This is a genomic window from Gracilibacillus salinarum, assembly GCF_022919575.1.
In the GTDB taxonomy this organism is placed as follows: Bacteria; Bacillota; Bacilli; order Bacillales; family Amphibacillaceae; genus Gracilibacillus; species Gracilibacillus salinarum.
Genome location: NZ_CP095071.1, coordinates 778,487 through 799,675 on the forward strand (window position 1 = coordinate 778,487; position 21,189 = coordinate 799,675).

Genomic DNA, 21,189 nt, shown 5'->3' on the forward strand with positions numbered 1-21,189 from the left:
CTATCTCCTCTATCATGTCTAGTAAATCTTATGATGATTCGATAGAAAGTAGAACCTGATATTATCTCGTATATTGTGCAAAATTATTAATATTTACATTTTTATGCATAGCAGCGTTGATTGCTTCAGCTATTAAATGAGCCATATCTTCTATATAACCATCTACTTCTTTTGGCGTTACCATTAAATTATGACCGAGCGGTGTCAGCACCTCTTGCATTAAGGATCGTTTTTCCTCATCTGTAAGAGAACCAATCATTCCAAAAATCTTTTCCCGTTTCTCTATGGAAGGAAGATCTTCATCACTTAACTGTCTGTTTCCAAATGACATACCAGCAGGTGTTAAAGATTTGGATGGTTTGTCTTTTTCCTTCCATTCTTTTCCGATATGCTTTAGGACATAATCGATGGCATCACTTGTAATGGTTACTGCATCAACAACGGTTGGAACACCGATTGCAAACACTGGAATACCAAGTGTTGCTTGACTTAATTCCTTGCGCTTATTTCCAACTCCAGACCCTGGATGTATGCCGGCGTCGGATAGTTGAATTGTGGCATTAACTCGTTCGATTGACCGGGACGCTAATGCATCAATTGCAATAACAAATCCTGGTTTATATTTCTCTATCACACCTTTAATAATGTCGCTCGTTTCAATCCCAGTAACTCCCATTACTCCTGGCACAATGGTTGCCACTTTACGATAACCTTCTTGAACATATTGCGGTTCATGTACAAACAAATGATTCGTAACCAATACCTTTTCGATAGCAAGTGGTCCTAATGCATCCGGCGTAACATTTCGGTTTCCAAGGCCAACTATTAAACCAGCTGCATCTGCAGGGACATTGTTTTTGTCCAGCAACTCAATGATCTGCTTGGCAACAACTTTTGCCGTTTCTTCCTGAAGTTTTGTATCCTGTTTTTTGATGGCCTCCGAATAAATGGTTCTGTATGAGCCTGGATTCTTTCCAATGTGTTGAGCACCACTTTCATCTACATCTACATTTGTTAAACCGATATTTCCAATTTTGTCTTCTTTAATCGTAACTCCTTCTATTTCTTGTTTCTGATTTTGATTTTCGTTCTGATTGACATACATTTCTTTCGCCTCAACTGCAAGATCTGTTCGAACTTCAAATTTCTCTTGATTTTCCAAGTGAAACACCTCTCTGCATTTATTTTTTATAGTTTGACCGACTGAATCAAAATTGATACACGTAACGTTATTTCGGAATTAACGACGATTTTTATTGAAAAGTAGCCGAAGCTTTGGTAAAATGTCATTTGACCTAACATAAGATAGGCTATGAAGTAAGATGGAGGTGAAGACATTGGCTAATATTAAATCAGCTATCAAACGAGTACGTGTTAATGAAGAACATCGTCTACAAAACCAATCATTTAAAGCAGACATGCGTTCCCATATTAAGAAAGTGGAAGCATTAGTGGAAAGTAAAGATGTTGAAAATGCAAAAGCTGCTCTTCAAACAGCAGTGAAGAAAATTGATAAAGCGGTACAAAAAGGATTAATTCACCAAAACAAAGGTGACCGTCAAAAATCCCGCTTAGCTCAGCAAGTTAACAACTTGAGCGCATAATAAATAACCACAACAGACTTAACTGTTGTGGTTTTTATTAGCTAAAAAAATGTCCGAAATCAATATGAATATGACAATAACGGAACCTCAATACGGCTAAATCAAGATACATGTTGTCTTTTAGCAATTAATTGATAAAGTAATAATTCAAATGCTAACGATTTATCCATTTTCCCTGATTTGATTTGGGCATCCGTTTCGGTGAGAAGATCGATTGCTTGCTTTAATTCTTTTAATTGGAATTTAGCTTGTCTTTGAATCGATAATTTAGCCACATATGGATGCACCTTAAGTTGAGTTGCCATCTGTTGCTGCGTATATCCTTTTTGCTTTAATATTTTTACATGCATCAGTGTTCTGAATTGAGACGCAATAAGGGCAATTAACGCAATGGGCTCTTCATTCATCTTTTCCAGATCCTTTGTAATATCGATTGCTTTTGCTAGATCATTATTCATGATCGCGTCCATTAATTTGAATGACGAACTATTCTCTTGACTCGACAATAGCAGTTGGGCATCTTCTAGCCTTATCTCATTACCTTCCCCTACATATAACGCGAGTTTTTCCATTTCAGAATTTATAATCATCATGTTTGTCCCAATTTCATTAATAAAATAAGAAATAACTTGTTCCGAAACCTTCACATTGTGCTGTTTCGCAATAGAAGTTATTACTTTCTGCAAATCCCATTCTTTCAATGGTTCACAAGAAACAGCATTGGCCTCTTTCTTCAATCGTTTCACAACTTTTTTTCGTTCATCGACTTTTTCGAAAGGTGCAATTAAAACAAGGATCGAATACGGTGCCGGGTTTTCCAAATAATTAATCAGGACTTCCGGCCGATGCCCAACTTCCATTTTGGGTGGTTTTGCCTTTAAAAATGATGCATTCGTAGCCAAAATAATCTTTCGCTCACCAAAGAAAGGAAATGTCTCTGCATCTGTGATAACTTCCTGAATCGATGACTCCTCTAAATCATATACCTCGAAATTTGTATCCTTCTCTTCTTTCTCTAGGCCATTGGATAATAAAGCTTGTTTTAAGGCCTCTATCATATACGTCTCTGTTCCGTAGAAATAATAAACAGGAGCAAATTTCTTTTTTTTCATTTCTTCAATACAACTTATGTAACTCATGCGCTCCACTCCACTATATAAACTGTTTAATAAAAAGTTGAAAAAAACTTCAATATGTTTTATTGTATAATAAGATGGATGTAATGAAAAGCTGTCAGCATGTAACGCTGTATTTGGATACATACTAATAAAAGAGGGAAGCGTCATCATCCTTCCCTCCTCAATCTATATCAACGCAACTTCACTAGCCCCAGGTAACTAATCAAGTTGCGATATTTTCTTACATATAGATTGACCTAATAACCCAAATATATAGGTGTTAACTCTTGCTAAGTAAGGGAATCCTGTGATAAGGATGAAATAATTAAATGGCATGCGACGCTAAGTTTTTAGAGATACTTAGATGCAAAAGGAGGTAGCCTGAATGAATGAATTTGAAAAGGACGTACAGTCGAAACGTCACGACATTTTCGATGCAGGATTTGGTTTTGTGTTTTCATTTGTATTTTTCATGATCATTTTCTTTATCGGCGTTGTATTTGACGCAATTGCATCATAATAGGAACGAGGCTAAGCTCTTTAGTCTCGTTTTTTTATGGCCAATCCTTCTAGCGATCGTAAGAAAACATGTGTAAACCATTCCTTGCTCTTGCTACATTATCCTATGGTAAGTAGGTTGAAACTGTTCCACTATTTGAAGAAAATTTATAGATAATTGCACCATTTATGTCTGTCCTTAAAATTTTTATTCCATTTTTCAGCAGACGGTCAACTACCTCTTGATCGGGATGGCCATATCTGTTATTTACTCCAACAGAAATTAACGCAAGCTTTGGCTGGATCGTGTCTAAATAATTTTCTGAAGTTGACGTCTTACTGCCATGATGAGCCACTTTTAAGACATCAACCTCTTCCCCAGGGAATTGTTTGGCTAAAGCTGCTTCACCACTTTCTCCTATATCTCCGGTAAATAGCCATGTATCCTTTCCAAACACTGTTTTTATCACCAATGAATTTTCATTTGGATCTGACATATCAAATACAGGCGAAATCACTTGAAACAATTGCTTATCAATATAAAATTGATCTCCGCTTTTAAATGTAATAAAGTCTGCTCTACTCATACCCTTCCACTCCACTAATTGCGATTGATCAAAGAATGGACTTGTTATCACTGCGTTTACGTTGTAATGCTTAAGAATACCAGAAACACTTCCAATATGATCATGGTCTTCATGTGAAAGGATAATGGCATCAATCTCAGTAATCCCTTTTGATTTTAAAAATGGGTCAATGATTTGGTCATAATTCTTAGTGGAAGGTGATGAGAAATCCGCTGACATCGTTCCTGCTGCATCGATGATTATTACCCCCTTTCGATATGGTAATTCTACTACGATGGCATCTCCCTGTCCGATATCGAGCATTGTTACGTAGCCGAACTTACTTAAATAAGGTTTGATAGTAATCATTACTAACAAAGTGACCAATGCTGCACTGAAGAAAAATGATCGGACTAATTGCTTTTTTTCCCAAAAATAAAACATAACGTACATCAGACAGTAATATGGAATAATAAATTCCGATGGAAATTCACCTGTAACCCACGGAACACTTAACCAGTCATTCATTTTATAGATATTTTCAATCACACTATCATGCATATCTAAAAAAAGACGATCCGCAATGGACAAAACACTAGGTAAGAAGAAAGACAAACTGAATATAACGATTAAAAACGGCATGACTATAAGTGTAAAATAGGGTATGATGATAAGATTTAATAAAACAGAAAGCGGCTGAAACTGGTAAAAATGAAGAAGTTGAAATGGCAAAATAACGAGCATACTGACAAGAGATATTCTTATTACAATCCATGTGTAGCTTAAGGATCCTGAGATTACCTTCCTGGATAAAATGATCGCAAACGTTACCATAAAGCTGAATTGAAAAGCTAATGAATAGATACTATAAGGATGGACGAACACCATCAACAGGAAAACGATACTTAGACTATCAGTTATGGCCAATTTCACTGATGATTTATGTATAGCAATTAATACAACTGCCAGCAAGCTTGCACGCCATACAGAGGCTGCTCCACCAGCCATTAATGGATACAAAATTAAGAAACATCCAATTAATAGTTGCGCCCTTTCCAAGGTCATCCGAAAAAGAAAAAGCAACAGAAAATAAGTAATGGCTATAATAAAACCTACGTGTAAACCTGAAATAGCAAGTAAATGAGAAAGGTTCCAATTCTGAAAAAGGGCAACTATCTCATCATCTAAATATTGCCGATCACCAAACAACAACGCAGCATACCAAGAGAACGTATCAGAACTTAGCTGCTCTTTCATTTGACTTAAGTGCTGTCTCCTAGTGTCATAAACATTTTGGAGAAAAGACTGACCTTCGCATTCATTATTATATATTGGTTCCATTACAAATTGATAATGAATTCCTTGAGAAGCTAAATAATGCTTATAATCAAATTGTCCAGGGTTTCTCTTAGGAGTGATTGTATCGAACTGTCCTGTTAAATGACATGTTGCACCAGTGCGAAACATGTCTAAATTTGAAGAAAATTGATCTGTAGAAGGATATAAATAAACTTGAACGAGGTTTTCATCTGAAGTCTCTAACGTAAACCGGAGAAATTGACTTTGCTCTTCTACCATCGAAACAATCTTGCCTTGAAGTGTTGAAGAGGCAGTATTTAATGATTTACTTATATCTAAGGATGGGATTTGAAAAAAAGCGAAGAAAGCGAAAAGTATCAGAGAGGTAATAAAAAGATTGGTAAAACGAAAGCAATAATGCAGAATCAGCCCAAGCACCGCCATAATCAGCAATATCCACCAAAAATTACCGTCATTAAAGATAACACAAATTAAATAGATAATGACATACCAATGTAAACGTTGATACAATCCATATTACCTCCCTTTTCCACAGTCTATTGAGGTTTTAAAGATATGTAAGATTGATCTAATTCCACTTTTTCAACATGCACACCTACTTCTTCAAATAGTTCGATGGCATATGGATGGTTTTTGTAATCTTCCGCATAATAAACCGTTTTAATACCACTTTGAATGATAGCTTTACAACAATTTAAACACGGAAAGTGGGTGACATATATTTCTGCATTTTCCGTTGAGGCACCGAATTTAGCACATTGTAAAATGGCATTCATTTCAGCATGTATGGTACGAACACAATGCCCATCAATCACATAACATCCCTCATCAATACAATGAACGCTACCAGATACACTGCCATTATAGCCCCCAGCAATTATCCGCTTGTCCCGTACAATTGTAGCTCCTACCATTAGTCGTTGGCATGTGCTGCGTAACGCCAATAAGTGACTCTGTGCCATAAAATATTGATGCCAAGAAATTCTCTCCATTCCATTCATCCCTTTCCAATCACAATATAATAAAGTGTAACGCGTGAACAATAAAGCGTCAATAACTACGGAACAAGAATAAATTCTTTCATTTTCTCTACCGTTTTATCACCAATACCTGAAACTTTCGTTAATTCTTCCACTGTTTTAAAGTTACCATTGGTTTCCCTGTATTCTATAATTGCCTGTGCTTTCACTTCTCCTATACCTGGAATAGTTTGAATTTCGCTGGCATCCGCTACATTAATTCTTATTTTGTTTTCTTTTTTTTCTATTGAGCCAGTTAGCGATACCGCATCTGTAGAGTTTTTATCAGGAACTTGCACGATCATTTCATCATAAACCCTTTCGGCTAAATTAATCAATTCCTGATTCGCCTTCTCGGTAAATCCTTCCGCCTTTTGAACAACATCCTGTACCCTATCATCCACATCCATTACATATACACCTGGTTGTTGTACTTCTCCTTTAATATCGACCATCACTTCTTGAGATGTCTCAGGTTGATTCTCTAATGTATTGTTTGAAGCTGTCATTTCATCAATAACGATTCCTTCCCCATTGCGATCAGATTTATCGACAGATGGATCGACAATCAGCCAAATTACAATCGCGGCAACTACGACTATCACATACCAATTTTTCAAAATCCAACTCATGTTTATCATTCCTTTATCATAGAATAGTAAAGTTGTTCATAGGATAGTGTTAGAAAATATCCAGGAGGCGATTTCTGATGAAATGGGGTCTAATCGGAACGGGGAATATGGGGACCGTTTTAGTAACTGCTTTTCTCGAATCAAACGTTCTGTCACAAAATGATTTATATATTACGAACCGATCGATTGAGAAAGCTGAAGCTATACAACATCGTTATACAGACATACATGTAAAGGAGAATATATTTGAATTAGTGGAGGAAGTGGATACTCTCTTTCTTTGTGTAAAGCCTAAGGATATGGTAAATGTATTAGAAGAAATAAAACCAGTACTTGCTGACAATCAATTACTCGTATCCATAACAAGTGGAATGTCTGTAGAAGAAATTGAATCAATCGTGGAGTGTCAGGTAGCTAGAATGGTACCTAGTATTACAAATTATGCACTTGCAGGTGTTACATTATTAACATTTGGAAATCGAATCGATCCTGCTAGAAAAGAATTATTTATCAAACGCTGCCAACGATTCTCTGAACCAATTGAAATAGAAGAAAATACCATTCGGATCACTTCAGATATGGTATCTTGCGGTCCTGCATTTTTTGCGTTTTTGGCAGAAAATTATATCCATCATGCTGCAAAGTTAACCGATATTACCACGGAAGACGCAACCGCATTAATGGAAAAAATGTTTATAGGATTTGGTAAATTACTTTCAGAAAATCATTTTACATTAAGCGAATTAATTGAAAAAGTATGTGTTAAAGGTGGCATAACCGGGGTTGGGATCGCTGCAATGGAAGCAAATCTTGGTGATTTATTTCCGGAATTAGTTAAAGCAACACACGGAAAATTTTCAGAAGATAAGGAGATGATAGCGAAGTTGATGGAAGGTTAATGAATAGGAAATAGTAGCATTCCCCTCAAATATTGCCCGGGAAACCGCAAATTACGACTAGTTTTGATCTTATAGGCGACAATAAACGATCAATTTGCAGAAATGGCAGAATTATGTCTGATACATCAGTCTTAAAACAACTCCATTATTCCGATAATTAGTTGTCCTTTATATATTATTCGATAAAAATGACGAAATTCCTGCTATGATTTTAAAAAAAATGTTGAAAATCACTATATTCTGTTTATCGGAACATAAATAAATTAGCAACTGGGCACGATTCTGTTCCAGTTGCTAACGAATCCACTAACTCTACTGCTCCATTAACTCATCAACAGACACCATGTATTTCTGTTCTGGTTTATTTAGTTCATGAACGGTTGCATTGCCCGTACCCTGGTCAACATGTTCGATGTACACTTGATTTCCTTTACATGTTACATGACACATGTCTTTAGAGTCCATGATTTCCTGTGCGCGTTGTGCATTCATTATTTCCCCTCCTTATTGTGTTAACAGTATGTAGTATGTTTAGATATTGGAAAAGTATGTATGTACAACTGATTTTCTGTCATTTTATAAAAAATTTATTTACTAAATAAAGAATCCCTACCATAACTAGTCCAATCCCGAAACCAAATGCTAATCCAATCAACATATTTTCCAACAGAAATCCAAGTATCACACCAATAACTATCGAATAAATAAGTTCCATTATGATCATTTTTTTCAAATTCATATCATCGATCCCCCAGAAGTCTTTATTTATATTGTACCATATTGAAGTGGACAAGCTTTTAAGGAATAGCTGAACTATAGATGATAATGAAAGTGATACCTTTCTTTTGCATGGTTGGGGAAAGGTATCACATGATCTGCACTTAATTTGCTTTTGCTTTCTGTGAAGTCGATTTTTTCGTGGTTTTCGATTTTTTTGCAGTTGATTTCTTTTTCTTTGTTTTCGATTTAGATAATGATTTTTCTAAAGCTTGCATTAAGTCCGTCACGTTATCTTTACGTGCTGGCTCTTTTGCAGTCGTTACTGCTTCTCCTTGTTTTTTCTCTTCGATTAAAGCTAACAAAGCTGTTCGGTAGTCATCATGATATTTTTCTGGTTCAAATGTAGCAGTTAGTTGATCAATCAGTAATTTAGCTGTCTCTAATTCTTTCTCAACGATGGAAGGTTCTTCGGGAACATTCGGAACTTCTTTAAAATCACGCACTTCATCCGGAAAATAAATGGTTTCCATAATCAATGTATGATGATAAATGCGAACCACTGCCAAATGTTGCTTAGAACGGATTGTAATTTTCGCCAATCCTATTTTGCCTGTTTCCTCAAGTGCATTCCGAAGCAAGGCATATGCTTTTGTGCCCCCATCATTCGGTGATAAATAATAACTGCGATCGAAATAAATCGGATCAATTTCTTCTAACTTGACAAATTCAATAATGTCCACTGCTTTTTCTTCATTTTCCTCTTTTAGTGCTTCTAGATCTTCCTGTTCCAACACGACAAACTTATTTTTTGTATATTCATACCCCTTCACCATATCCTCTTGCGCAATATCCTTTTCGCAAACCGGACATACTTTCTCATATTTAACCGGTGAATGACATTCCTTGTGTAAATTTTTCAGTTTTATATCTTTATTCTCTGTCGCAGAATGTAGTTTTATCGGGATATTAACTAGTCCAAAACTAATTGTGCCTTTCCAAATCGTATGCATACTAACACCTCTTTTTATAGCTAGTTTTTCAAATCATCACATAATCATGCAAACGAACGGAAAAAATACTATAAAAGTTATAATATAAGGGGTGTTCCGTACGTGTGGAAACCAATGTTGCCAATTCTTACATCACATGCACCAACAGATCGCCAATGGTTATATCAAATAAAATATGATGGATTCCGTTGTGGCTTGTATTGGGATGCGGATGGAGTCACTATACTAAGTCGGAATGGTCACGATCTCACCGCTTATTTCCCTGAAATCACGAATTGGTGTAAGCAACATCATGACCTATACGAGAGTAATCTCCCGTTATTGTTAGATGGTGAAATCGTTCAATTACTCACTTCATACCGTTGTAACTTTAGTCAAATCCAAAGAAGGTCGAAGTCAAAGCGAAATGCAAAGAATCAACTTCAGGTAACATTTATTGTTTTCGATCTACTACAAGGTGGGGAGACAAATTTCCGTAATAAACCATTCATCGAAAGAGATCAAGCACTGGATAACTTATTTACGAAAAAGACCGGAACGATATACAAAGCACCTACTTTTGAACTGGTAGAAGATGTGAAGAAATTGGTTGATTTACACCAGGCGGAGGGATTTGTAGCTAAGAAAAAAAACGCCCCCTATAAAGAAGGAAAGCGTAGTGATTCCTGGTTGAAAATAAAGAACTATCGTACTATTCAAGGAATTGTAACAAAATGGAATAGTGATAATGACTATTTTACGATTAGTTATTATGCGGACAATAAACTGCAATTGTTAGGCAAGTGTAAAAACGGGTTGAAGAATGATGAAAAAGAAACACTACAGACATTTATAAAAAAGAATGGTAAAAAAGTAAACGGAACGACTTGGAATGTAGCGCCATCTGTCTGCTTGAATATTGACTGTCTGGACGTTAGCAATCATGAATTGCGTGAACCACATTTTGCAGCGTTCCGTTTCGATATCGAACCAGCAGATTGTACTAAAGACGCGGTTCAGCTTGGATTAGCGCAAATTCCAGAATGTATCTCCGTTTCAAGATTAGAAAAATTGCTATTTCCCAATTACTCTAAATTAGAATATTTGTGTTATTTAAGAACAATGGCGCCGTACATGCTTCCTTGGATAATGGATCGGAAATTAACGATTATTCGCTATCCTGATGGCGTAGATGCGCCATCATTCTATCAAAAACATTTACCAGATTATGCACCTGCTTTTCTCAGACCTATGCTATCAACCGACGAAGAAGCAGCTATATATATACAGAACTTTGAAAGTCTGCTTTGGTTTGGCAACCATGCTGGCTTGGAATTTCATATGCCATTTAACAAGCAGCACCATCAAGAGCCGGATCAAATTGTCTTTGATTTAGATCCACCCAGCCTTAAAGAATTCTACCTTGCTGTTCGGGCTGCATCATTAATTAAAGAAATGATGGAGAACCAAAAATTAAAACCATATATCAAGACCTCGGGAAGGACCGGACTGCAAATTCATATACCGATTAATAATTGGACGTACCAGGATACACGTGAGTTAATGGAAGCTACAGCTAACGTATTAATTCAAGCGTATCCGGATCAGTTTACCAGCGAAAGGCTGATAAAGAATCGCGGCAATCGGTTGTATATTGATTATGTCCAGCACGCGGAAGGAAAAACCATTATTGCTCCTTACTCCACGCGTGCAACGAAACAAGCAACTGTAGCTACTCCTTTATTCTGGGAAGAAGTTAACGAAACCCTGGATCCAACCAGTTTCACTATTCGTTCAGTATTGAAAAGAATTAAGGACAAAGGATGCCCATTCTTTGATTTTTATACACATTTCGAAAAGCAGGAGTAACTATTCCCCTCCTACACCTGAAACAGTGATCAAGGTGATCTGACTCTGATTGAGAAATCGGATCGGAAGCATGCTAGTACCAATTCCACTGTCAATATAAAGCAATTGATGCTCGGAAAGCTTAAATAATCCTTGATCGTATGTTGGAAAGAATCCTTGATCAGGAGCAACGACAGCTCCAATAAATGGAAGACGAATTTGTCCACCATGTGTATGGCCACTCAATATCAAGTCAATCCCATTCGGTAACGGACCTTGATTCACCGGGGGTGTATGGGATAATAAGACAGTAAAAATTTGATGATCCAGATCTTCTGCTGCATCGTCAATATTGCTTTTCCCAGTTGATAAATCGACCACACCAGCTAATTGAATAGTAAACTGGTCTAATGGTATTTGCACGCTCCGATTATTCAATATCTTCGCGCCAGCTTCTCTAAGACCGCTAAATAATGATTCATGTAAAGGATTATCCCAATCATGATTTCCTGAAACATAGAATACGTGAGAGTTGCCGGCTGATAACTGGTTAACAAAAGAGAGAACATCTTTGATATTATCTGTACTGCGATCAACAATATCTCCTGTCAGTACTACTATATCTGGAGCAAGTTGCGCCACTTTCTCCAGTAAGACTTGATTCCCCTCACCAAATTGTTTATTATGCAAGTCTGATATCTGCAATATCTGTAAGGACTGGTTTCGATCCAATTTTTCATTTGACAATTCTATTTTAGCTAACTTCAATACATTTGTGTCATAATAGACTTTACAACCAACTACGATCGCCAACATACAGCCAGTTATAATCAATAAAATCACATGCATTTTTCTGTTTTTCATTCCTTCTACTCCAGACATATTTGTTTTGCACTCACTTGATACCTATAGATAGAAAAACCTCTTAAGCATCCTATGAAACGCTTAAGAGGTTTTTGGTTTATACGATAGGAGCGTATAAACATTAATGAACAAGCTCTGCACAAAGAAAATTTAGAGCGTATCAACTATGAAAAACTACGGCATTCGCTAAAATGCGAAGCGAATGCCGAGTTTATTGATTAATTCCAGATTTCTTTAGTCACTTCTACGATATATTTCAGCTTGTTCCATTGATCTTCTTCTGTCAGTTTATTACCATGGTGAGTTGATGCAAATCCACATTGAGGACTTAAACAAATCTGTTCAAGCGGTACATATTTTGCAGCTTCCCCTACTCTTGCTTTGATTTGTTCTTTATCTTCTAAATCACCAGTTTTTGAAGTGAATAAGCCTAGTACTACCCGCGCACCACCATCTGGAATATAGTCAAGCGGCTTGAACCCACCAGAACGTTCATCATCATATTCCAAGAAAAAGCCATCGACTTTTTCTTTTGCAAACAATGTCGGTGCAATAAGATCGTAACTGCCGGAGAACGCCCAATTGGAACGGTAATTTCCACGGCATAAATGAGTGGTTACAACCAGATCTTCCGGTTTATCTTCTAACACACCATTTACTACTCGTAAAGCTAAATCAATTAAATAATCTCTGTCATACGCCCCATCATTAAATGGAATATCTGGTGAAGATAGTCCAGCAATATATACATCATCAAATTGCAAGTAGCGTACACCTAAATCATAAAAAGCTTTTATGGCATCACGGTATGCCTGAATTATGTCACTTGCAAAATCTTCAATGTCCGGATAAATCGTTTCGTTTCGAATTCCGATATTAAACAATTGATTTGGACTTGGTATCGTTTGTTTCGCAACAGCACGACCATTGACGATTTCATTAAATTCTTTAAAATCTTGTAAGAATGGATGATCCTGATTAAAGGATATCTTTCCATTGTTTCGTATATTGTAACGTTCAGTTTCTTCATTTCCGTTAAATATGTAACCTACTTCTGGTACATATCCTTCGATTCCATTCAAATGTTCTAAGAAATCTGTATGCCAAAAACGACGGCGAAACTCTCCATCGGATACTAATTCCAAACCAACCTCAATTTGTTTATCTACTATGTGTGCAATTTCTTTGTTCTCTAATTCTCGTAATTGTAACGCACTGATATTTCCATCCTGAAATGATTTTCTTGCCGTCAATAAACTTTCTGGACGTAGTAAACTCCCTACATGATCTGCTCGAAATGGTGCTGTTACTGTTTTTGTAGCCATTGATTAATCCTCTCCTTCAGTTAATTGTTTGCAATAATTCTTATCCAGTAAAAAAAGACCCCCTATATAAGAAGAAGGTCTTTAACATTTAAAAACTTATTCCTCTTATCTGTTGGAATTAGCACCATGTCTTCGAATAGACTGGTTGCTGAGACATCATTAGGCCAAATCCCTCCGCCTCTCTGGATAAGAAATTATATGAAATTATTACCATAAACACATATTACTACATAACAAAGATGGGATCAACCCATATTTGTTAAAAAATTTCAAAAAGTCTTACAATTCGTTCTGCTAACCGTATAATCTTACTTCTAAAAAGCAATGCTAGATAAATGGTTATCTGATTAAGAAAAAACAATCAATACTTAAAACTGAAAGGACGGTGGCAATTATTAAGCCATCTATTCCTCTTCCTTATCCATTAAATAGCATTAAAAAGCGATTACAAAACAAAAAAAGCTATTACGTAATTAAAGATCAATTGTCAGAAGATGAACATGAACTAATGAGTCAGATTCTATGTGAAACGAGACATGGTAATCGAAATAATATCACACGTACAGATGCTTATCTTCGTTTTTATCTGCAATTTCCCGAAATTGAATGGAGCTTTTTAGCACATATGGTTTCGAGAAATGCTGGCTGGAATATGACAGATCTGAAAGGAGGTCTCTTACCAAAACTGTTAACAAATGAACAGCAGCAGTATTTTTTTCATTTCTTAGAACGAAGCAATTGGCTAATATTTCAAGATGCATATCCGCAGCTGCGCTTATATGAAGCAAGTATTCGACTTGGTAAGAATATGTTTTATTTACTGCCATTATTCGGGGTTTCCTACTTTATGAAAGTGATATGGGATTATTTTTATGAGGATAGACAACGATCTCTGATTACCACTGCCCTGATTATCAATGAACAAAATTACATTGAAAATCGTGTCATTCATAATCCGCAATATGCCAAAACAAATATGGAGGCACTGGAATTTATCGGTCAACAAATGATGCAAATGAACCAAATAATGTTTCCTTTTAAGGAAGAGAGCAGGGTCCGGTTAGTGGGGTTAAATGTCTATCATTTCGAGTCATTAACGAAGCGAATCAACATCGGAAAACAACTTTATCAAGTGTTATTTCATCCAAACTATTATCCAGCCATCTATCAATTCGCCCTTACCACTCGCCATTCTGGGTCAAGACAAGATTATTGGCCATCACTCTTTCACGAAACACAGCATGTGCCACTGAAGAGAATCAAGGTGAAAGCTCCAGGAAACTGGTGGCTTAAACCATTATTCAGTCCGAAGTTACGTGATGTCTGGACTGATATTCACCATCCAAATAGCGAAAATGAAGATTGGTATACAGACTGGCGTACGGTATATTTACTAGATAAGATAAATGCCCCTAAAAACCCAGACATCCTAACCGCCTACCATCATACACTGGTGAAACTTCAATTGGCGGTAAAAATTAAAGAATGGATTGGAGAGTAGCATGTATAATCAAGAGAAGATGATAACTCTAGGCAATTTATTAAGGGCTTATTAGAGTTCTAATAATTGCAACAAATGACAAGTAATTTGATTTGATCAAAAAGATTATCCTCTACTATTGCTTGCCATCCTTATAAACGGAGAAGTAATTTCGTGGTGTGAACTAACTTTATTAATAATAGTCTTTATTTTAGTGATGAGGGTCTATTCTGGAATCAGCACGAGCTGAAAGTACACCTTGTGAACCAATCTTTTTCACAGAGTTAGCTTCAGCTGTGCCCCAATGGTACTTATGTTCTTCGGGAAATTTGTTGTATAGGATCCCATACGCTGTTATACGGTGGTGCATAAGAAAGATCCAGATCTTGCAGTTCCTGAACTGTCATTCGATTATATAAAGCAGTAGCAAGCACATCAATCCGCTTATCTGCACCCTTCTTACTAATTACTTGTCCACCCAATAGCAGGTTGGTTTTACGATGATACAGCAGCTTAATATGTAATGGATTTGCATCAGGATAATACCCTGCATGATCAGTGCTCTTTCTTGAAATTGTTTGATAGGGTATTTGTAATTTTGTCGCCTCCGCTTCTGTTAATCCCGTTCTGGCTAATGTTATATCAAAAAATTTGAGAATGGAAGTTCCAACTATCCCTTTAAATGTTATTGGATTACCCGCCATATTCGCACCAGCAATCCGACCTTGCTTATTAGCTGTCGTTCCAAGCGGTATATAATCTTCCAGCTGTTTTATCATATGATAATCTGTCGCACAATCGCCAGCTGCATAAATATTAGCCACAGAACTCTGCATATAAGCATTCACACGAATTGCTCCAGCTTCATTACATTGGATATTTGAATTCACTATAAACTCTGTATTTGGCTTGACGCCGGCACTAATTAGCACCAGATCAGCATTGTATTGAGCTTTATCAGTGATAACCTTCTGCACTCGCTGGCTTCCGCTGAAACCGATGACCTCTTCCGCTAATGTGACTTCTACATTATGCTTTAGTGCCTCCTCTTCTATAAGCTTAGCCATTTCATTATCGAAAATACTGGCAAGCTGGTCTCCTCGTTGAATTAACCTAACTTTCTTGCCAAGCGAAGTAAAGACTTCTGCCATTTCCAATCCAATATAGCCACCACCAACAATCGTTACCTGCTTCACTTCCTCTGATAAATCGGCCATAATAGCTTCTGTATTAGGAATTGTTTTTAAACAGTGAATCCCTGCCAGATTAATTCCGTCCCATTCTGGTCTAACCGGATCTGCACCAGTAGCTATCAATAAACGATCATATGTTATCTCTTGCTCGCTTTTTTGATCCCGATACCGAACTGTCTGACTTGAGGCATCAATATCGGTAACTTCTGTATGTATTCTAGCATCAATTCCGTATTTATTACGAAACGTCTCGACTGAACGCGCAATGACTGATTCAGTCGATGTGACAAGGCCATTGATAACATATGGCAAGCCACACTGACCATAAGAATAATCAGCACCTCGTTCTAACACCGTTATATCAGCTTTTTTATCCGTTCGAACGATTTCCATAGCTGCACTCATTCCAGCTGCGACACCACCAATAATCACATATTTCATTTCCATTACCTCCTCTATTAGAGATGTTCCCCAAAGAAGGATATTTTAAGCGTTGTAATCATTGTCAGATCTTACAGATGAGTGAACAATCAAAAAATTTGGTTGTTGGCGAATCTTTTGGTACTTATCAGGAAATTGTTGTTTAAAGACATCCGTTGGCACTGGTTCAATGATCTGATCAAGCTTGAAATATCTAAGCGTGTCATTCATTACTCGCTGGAAAGGTCTTCGATACATTGGAACCTGGAAGGACTTCCCTTGCTTCATCCATTGATCGATGTATGGCTCTACTGAAAAATAGTCTGGTTGATCCACTAAATGAAGATCTGTTAAAGGGTGGTGGATCGAATATAAAAGTTGTCCACCAGGTTTTAATATCCGAGAGAATTCTTGAAATGTTGGTTGCCATTCTTCCAAATAATGAAGTGTTAATGAACTTATCACTTAATCAAAACAATCATTCTCAAAAGGCAGCGGCTCGGCTAAACTCAATTGGCGAATATCTGCTTGATCACCAACTCGTCTTTTTGCTGCTTCTATCATTTGTTTACTGATATCAATCGCAGTTACGTTTGCACCACGTTGCAATAATTCGTTTGTATACCAGCCTGCCGCACACCCTGCATCTAAAACTTTGAGACCGTTCATTTTCATTGGTAATACATTCATCATTGCCGGGCGTTCATATTCGGCATTGTATAGACTGTCAGTATCGACCGATGTTTCATAAATACTAGCTAACTGGTCAAAAACTTTTTCAATCGGATTATTCATATATTCACCTTTTCTTAGATAATTAATGTGCTACTTGAAAGTAGGCTAGTAACTCGCTGGCATGATGTATTACATGATCTGGTTGATATACAGTATTCGCAACGGTCCGCTTACGATGATTCATCCAGATAGCTTTCCAGCCCATATACTTTGCGCCTATCACATCTTTTTCAAAGGAATCACCAATGTACACTGTATCGACTGGATGACAACCAAGGGCCTGCTCTACTACCTGAAAAATCTCCGGCTTCGGTTTTGCCACACCATAGCTTCCAGAAATGAAAATGTGATCAGTTGGAATCCACTGCTCCAAACCTAATTGCTTTATTTTCATAGTCTGATGCTCAGGATCGCCGTTGGTTAATATCGCTAATTGTTTACCGGACTTTTTTAAATTACGAATCAACTTCTCCATTTCTGGAAACAGTTGAATCGCTGCTTGTTCTTTTTTATATTGTTGGTGAAAGCTCGCTGCCTGTGCCTGATCGATGACAATATTAAAATCCTGACAGGCCTTGATAATTCTACCTGTCTGCCATTGATGGACAGAAATTTCTCCTGCTTCACTCTTGTCAAACAAAATTTCACTATACTCCCTGCTGCGACGATAAATTTGATCCAATTCATCGTAGGAGTAATCGCTAGCTATAATCTTGCGAAATGTATGATGAAACGATAAGGACTGATCATATAACGTATCATCCACATCAAATATAATAGTCTTCATGTTTTCTTCCTTCCCTAAGCTAAAAATTCTTGTAAAGGGGCTTTCAGTTTCTCTGCATCCTGATAGCCTTTCCTGTATAAATCCATCAATTTATTTTTATTCTTTTCTACCCTGCCCACTGTTAATTTCTCATTTGGAGAAATAATAAAAACATTTCCCTGTTTTTCTTGATCATATAAATACTGAAGTGTGTCATTGTATACCTGATGACGATTCTCAATCGCCTTAATCAATCCAGGGAATTCTTTGTACTTTCGCTTTATGTACCAGTTTTGACCTGCACGCTTCTTAAAATAGCCGCGATTCCTTGTCAGCACGACAACATTCTTTTGATTGCCATCCTTTAACGATTGCATGATAGGAATCGGATCGGCTATCCCACCATCCATTAATACTCGACTCTCAAAATCAATCGGAGGTGCTACAACAGGAAGGGAACTAGATGCACGGATCACCGTCATCATATCCTGGGCATAATCGGTTTTACTATAAAAGACAGGTTCTCCAGTTAAACAATCCGTTGTTCCAACAACAAATTCTTCTTTTGCTGCTTGAAACGTCTGATAATCGAATGGAACCAGCTGATTCGGAAGTGTATCAAACAAAAAATCCATTCCAAATAATTGCCTTTTTGTAACCCAATTACGTAAAGATAAATAATCTGGATGACTGACATAATCAATATTAACCATCCTATTTCGTTCTAATTGCCTGGAGATATAAGAGGATCCGTTACATGCCCCTGATGATACACCTATAACGTACGGTATGTATATATCTTGCTCCATTAAGAAGTTTAGAACACCTGCTGTAAAAACACCTCTGCTGCCTCCACCTTCTAATACTAATCCTGTATTGTTCATTTTATCGCCTCGAAACTCTTATTATTAGATCTCTACTCATTATCTAATAAATAGCAATTGATTTCCAATCAAACATTTTATAAAGGAAGAAAAATTGTACGTAAACCTGATGGAAATTATTTTTCTCTATCAAAAAAACTTGTTATACTTGCTAGTAAATGGAAAAGAGGAGGTATATCTATGAGCCAACAAGGTTGTGTAAAATGTGGAAGTAGAAATGCTAATCAAAAAGAGGTGGCAATGACAGGCACAGGGTTATCCAAAATGTTTGATGTGCAAAACAATCAATTTTTAGTCGTATATTGTGAGGATTGCGGTTATTCAGAGTTTTATAATAAACAAGCTACTAAAGGATCCAATATCCTCGATTTATTTTTTGGATAATTATGTGACTAACAATAAATCAACGAAACGATTATAATAACCATGAAAGTTCAGCCGTTCCTAACTAACAAAATAATATACAACTACCTATAATATGGATTATGTTAAGCAAAGGCTGAATTGCAGAATGATCATTTTGATATATTTTATCTGCTTAGCAAAGCTCCGGAAATAGAACGCGAAGTGGTTGGCCGAAGCGGTATCCCTGCACATTCAACATATCAAAATGGCTGCAACGCTAACATAATCCATATTATAGGAACTCAATTTCATGTTCAATATTAGGGAGTGCTGAAGTTTTTCTTCTCCTGATACATACTAAATTTTCACTGCGTATAAAATACAGAAACCCCCCAAGCAAAATTGCTTGGGGGGGTCTTTTTATGCTTCTAATGCCTCCACTACTTTTTCCGCTGTACTTTTACTGGATTGTGGATTTTGTCCTGTAACTAAAAAACCGTCTCTAATCGCGTGATCAGACCAGTTTTCTTTCGCAAAGAAACGAGCGCCATTTTCACGAATCTTGGATTCCAGTAAGAAAGGCATATATTGATCTAATTGCATTTCTTTTTCTTCGCTATCTGTAAAGGAAGTAACATGTTTATCTTTCACTATTGGCGTACCATCTTGATATGTGGCGTTCACTAAACCCGCTGGCCCGTGACAAACCGAACCAATGATCCGATTACCTTCTGCAAACTGCTGAAGCAAATATTGTAATGTTTCATTTTCTGGAAAATCAAACATCGTTCCATGACCACCTGGCAGAAAGATCGCGTCAAATTCATCTGCGTCTTCTTTACTGACTTTTGCCGTGTGCTTCAGTTGCGCTTCTGCTTCCTTCCATTCAGGCTTGTCTTCCACACTGTTCGGATCTAATGCTACTTCCCCACCTTCGATACTTGTTACTTTTATATGGTATCCTTTTTCTTTAAAAACTAAATAGGGAACAGCAAATTCTTCTAACCAAAGTCCTGTTTTATGCTGATCACTGATCTTTGTGTGATTGGTAACAACCATTAACACTTGCTTTGTCAAAGTATTCCTCCTAACAGTTTATAAGTTCCTTACACAGTACAATATACCCGTTCTAAAGATATGTTTAAACATCAATACATTAGGCAACCGCCCATTTTATCTGGTTATATACCCATAAAATAGGTTCTTGGAATACTATATAGCACGTTAGGCTGGAGGTGATTATCATCACAAATTTGTATCAATATACCGATATTGAAAAGCTGTCAAGTTGGGAACAAACGGTAATGGAAAGTTTTAAACGTAAAATGACTGATCGGCAACATCCATTTCCCTGTATCCCAGCTACCATTGGTTTTTCGACAAATCAATTACGCTATGGCTTTGCAGGTGACCCTGCTGATCATTCAACCATTCAAGATGTAGCAGCATTGCTTTCAGCATACACTAAACAATCAACAACTAACGGCCGTTATACTTCGCTTATTATATTCTTTCAATCCTCCGATAAACCTGAACTTTCCCCATCAGTAGAAAACTTTGAAAAACTTTTTTGGAATCTTTTAGAACGACTAAGCAAATATGACGAGAGGGAATGGCCAACTGATATTCCGACAGATCCTCATGATCCCGTCTGGGAGTATTGCTTTCAAGGAGAACGATACTTCATGTTTTGCGGCACACCGGCGCATAAGAATCGAGTGAGCAGGCAATTTGACAGTTTTATGCTCGCCATCACCCCTCGATGGGTATTAGAACAATTTAACGCTTCTCCGAAACATGCAGCAAAGATAAAACAACAAGTCAGAAAGCGGATAAATGACTATGATCTGCTCTCTGTTCATCCTGCATTAAACAGCTACGGCGAATCTGATAACTTTGAATGGAAACAATATTTTTTACGTGATGACGACAGTTCAATACAACAATGCCCTTTCCATCGATAA

General features: G+C 36.9%; 19 protein-coding genes, 2 pseudogenes and 1 riboswitch. Of the genes and pseudogenes, 7 read left to right on the forward strand and 14 right to left on the reverse strand.

What is annotated here, in order from left to right; all coding sequences use genetic code 11:
* Positions 1–61 precede the first annotated feature (61 nt).
* Positions 62–1,105 (reverse strand): GPR endopeptidase, encoded by a 1,044-nt coding sequence (gene gpr, locus MUN87_RS03945; RefSeq protein ID WP_439649656.1) that lies wholly within the window; start codon positions 1,103–1,105, stop codon positions 62–64.
* A 232-nt stretch (positions 1,106–1,337) separates the two neighbouring features.
* On the opposite strand from gpr, the gene rpsT reads away from it, so the two are divergent.
* Positions 1,338–1,604 carry a 30S ribosomal protein S20 gene (rpsT, locus tag MUN87_RS03950; RefSeq protein WP_244746384.1) on the forward strand — a complete coding sequence of 89 codons (267 nt, stop codon included), beginning with the start codon at positions 1,338–1,340 and terminating at the stop codon, positions 1,602–1,604.
* Between the two features lie 101 nt (positions 1,605–1,705).
* Here the strand turns inward: rpsT and holA are convergent, their stop codons facing one another.
* Positions 1,706–2,743, reverse strand: coding sequence for a DNA polymerase III subunit delta (gene holA / locus MUN87_RS03955; protein ID WP_244746385.1), 1,038 nt, complete (start codon positions 2,741–2,743; stop codon positions 1,706–1,708).
* A gap of 364 nt (positions 2,744–3,107) precedes the next feature.
* Here holA and MUN87_RS03960 point away from each other — a divergent pair, with 364 nt between their 5' ends.
* Positions 3,108–3,242: a YqzM family protein gene (locus tag MUN87_RS03960; RefSeq protein ID WP_244716480.1), complete on the forward strand. Its 135-nt coding sequence runs from the start codon at positions 3,108–3,110 to the stop codon at positions 3,240–3,242.
* Positions 3,243–3,345: 103 nt separating this feature from the next.
* Here MUN87_RS03960 and MUN87_RS03965 read toward each other — a convergent pair whose 3' ends face one another.
* The 3 genes and pseudogenes from MUN87_RS03965 to MUN87_RS03975 form a co-directional block, all read right to left on the reverse strand.
* A complete protein-coding gene (locus tag MUN87_RS03965; protein ID WP_244746386.1) occupies positions 3,346–5,616 on the reverse strand; it encodes a DNA internalization-related competence protein ComEC/Rec2 in 2,271 nt (756 codons plus the stop codon).
* Between the two features lie 29 nt (positions 5,617–5,645).
* Positions 5,646–6,098, reverse strand: a pseudogene (locus MUN87_RS03970) (ComE operon protein 2); the annotation flags it as partial.
* A 65-nt stretch (positions 6,099–6,163) separates the two neighbouring features.
* Positions 6,164–6,757: a helix-hairpin-helix domain-containing protein gene (locus MUN87_RS03975; protein WP_244746388.1), complete on the reverse strand. Its 594-nt coding sequence runs from the start codon at positions 6,755–6,757 to the stop codon at positions 6,164–6,166.
* Positions 6,758–6,834: 77 nt separating this feature from the next.
* Here MUN87_RS03975 and comER point away from each other — a divergent pair, with 77 nt between their 5' ends.
* Positions 6,835–7,656: a late competence protein ComER gene (comER, locus tag MUN87_RS03980; RefSeq protein WP_244746389.1), complete on the forward strand. Its 822-nt coding sequence runs from the start codon at positions 6,835–6,837 to the stop codon at positions 7,654–7,656.
* 312 nt (positions 7,657–7,968) lie between these two features.
* On the opposite strand, the gene MUN87_RS03985 is transcribed toward comER, so the two are convergent.
* Together MUN87_RS03985 and ku are read right to left on the reverse strand one after the other, a co-directional pair.
* Positions 7,969–8,148, reverse strand: coding sequence for an H-type small acid-soluble spore protein (locus tag MUN87_RS03985; protein WP_244746390.1), 180 nt, complete (start codon positions 8,146–8,148; stop codon positions 7,969–7,971).
* 389 nt (positions 8,149–8,537) lie between these two features.
* Entirely contained in the window at positions 8,538–9,386 is an 849-nt protein-coding gene (gene ku, locus MUN87_RS03990; protein ID WP_244746391.1) for a non-homologous end joining protein Ku, read from the reverse strand.
* A 102-nt stretch (positions 9,387–9,488) separates the two neighbouring features.
* Between ku and ligD the strand changes: the two genes are divergently transcribed.
* Positions 9,489–11,234 (forward strand): DNA ligase D, encoded by a 1,746-nt coding sequence (gene ligD / locus MUN87_RS03995; RefSeq protein ID WP_244746392.1) that lies wholly within the window; start codon positions 9,489–9,491, stop codon positions 11,232–11,234.
* Here ligD and MUN87_RS04000 read toward each other — a convergent pair whose 3' ends face one another.
* Together MUN87_RS04000 and MUN87_RS04005 are read right to left on the reverse strand one after the other, a co-directional pair.
* Positions 11,235–12,077 carry a metallophosphoesterase gene (locus MUN87_RS04000; protein ID WP_244746393.1) on the reverse strand — a complete coding sequence of 281 codons (843 nt, stop codon included), beginning with the start codon at positions 12,075–12,077 and terminating at the stop codon, positions 11,235–11,237.
* 218 nt (positions 12,078–12,295) lie between these two features.
* On the reverse strand, positions 12,296–13,402 hold the full coding sequence (locus MUN87_RS04005; RefSeq protein WP_244746394.1) for a 5-methyltetrahydropteroyltriglutamate--homocysteine S-methyltransferase: 1,107 nt from the start codon (positions 13,400–13,402) through the stop codon (positions 12,296–12,298).
* A 102-nt stretch (positions 13,403–13,504) separates the two neighbouring features.
* Positions 13,505–13,595: riboswitch (SAM riboswitch) on the reverse strand.
* Positions 13,596–13,787: 192 nt separating this feature from the next.
* On the opposite strand from MUN87_RS04005, the gene MUN87_RS04010 reads away from it, so the two are divergent.
* The gene (locus tag MUN87_RS04010; protein WP_244746395.1) at positions 13,788–14,903 is read left to right on the forward strand and encodes a DUF2515 family protein; all 1,116 of its coding nucleotides are present in this window, start codon (positions 13,788–13,790) and stop codon (positions 14,901–14,903) included.
* A 290-nt stretch (positions 14,904–15,193) separates the two neighbouring features.
* Here the strand turns inward: MUN87_RS04010 and MUN87_RS04015 are convergent, their stop codons facing one another.
* The 4 genes and pseudogenes from MUN87_RS04015 to MUN87_RS04030 form a co-directional block, all read right to left on the reverse strand.
* Positions 15,194–16,516 carry a CoA-disulfide reductase gene (locus tag MUN87_RS04015; protein ID WP_244746396.1) on the reverse strand — a complete coding sequence of 441 codons (1,323 nt, stop codon included), beginning with the start codon at positions 16,514–16,516 and terminating at the stop codon, positions 15,194–15,196.
* A gap of 45 nt (positions 16,517–16,561) precedes the next feature.
* Positions 16,562–17,290: pseudogene (locus MUN87_RS04020) on the reverse strand (class I SAM-dependent methyltransferase).
* 22 nt (positions 17,291–17,312) lie between these two features.
* Positions 17,313–18,017 (reverse strand): HAD family hydrolase, encoded by a 705-nt coding sequence (locus MUN87_RS04025; protein ID WP_244746397.1) that lies wholly within the window; start codon positions 18,015–18,017, stop codon positions 17,313–17,315.
* 14 nt (positions 18,018–18,031) lie between these two features.
* Positions 18,032–18,880: a patatin-like phospholipase family protein gene (locus tag MUN87_RS04030; protein WP_244746398.1), complete on the reverse strand. Its 849-nt coding sequence runs from the start codon at positions 18,878–18,880 to the stop codon at positions 18,032–18,034.
* Between the two features lie 180 nt (positions 18,881–19,060).
* Between MUN87_RS04030 and MUN87_RS04035 the strand changes: the two genes are divergently transcribed.
* A complete protein-coding gene (locus MUN87_RS04035) occupies positions 19,061–19,264 on the forward strand; it encodes a zinc ribbon domain-containing protein (protein ID WP_244746399.1) in 204 nt (67 codons plus the stop codon).
* Positions 19,265–19,645: 381 nt separating this feature from the next.
* Here the strand turns inward: MUN87_RS04035 and MUN87_RS04040 are convergent, their stop codons facing one another.
* Positions 19,646–20,302: a type 1 glutamine amidotransferase domain-containing protein gene (locus MUN87_RS04040; protein WP_244746400.1), complete on the reverse strand. Its 657-nt coding sequence runs from the start codon at positions 20,300–20,302 to the stop codon at positions 19,646–19,648.
* Between the two features lie 227 nt (positions 20,303–20,529).
* On the opposite strand from MUN87_RS04040, the gene MUN87_RS04045 reads away from it, so the two are divergent.
* The gene (locus MUN87_RS04045; protein WP_244746401.1) at positions 20,530–21,189 is read left to right on the forward strand and encodes a YqcI/YcgG family protein; all 660 of its coding nucleotides are present in this window, start codon (positions 20,530–20,532) and stop codon (positions 21,187–21,189) included.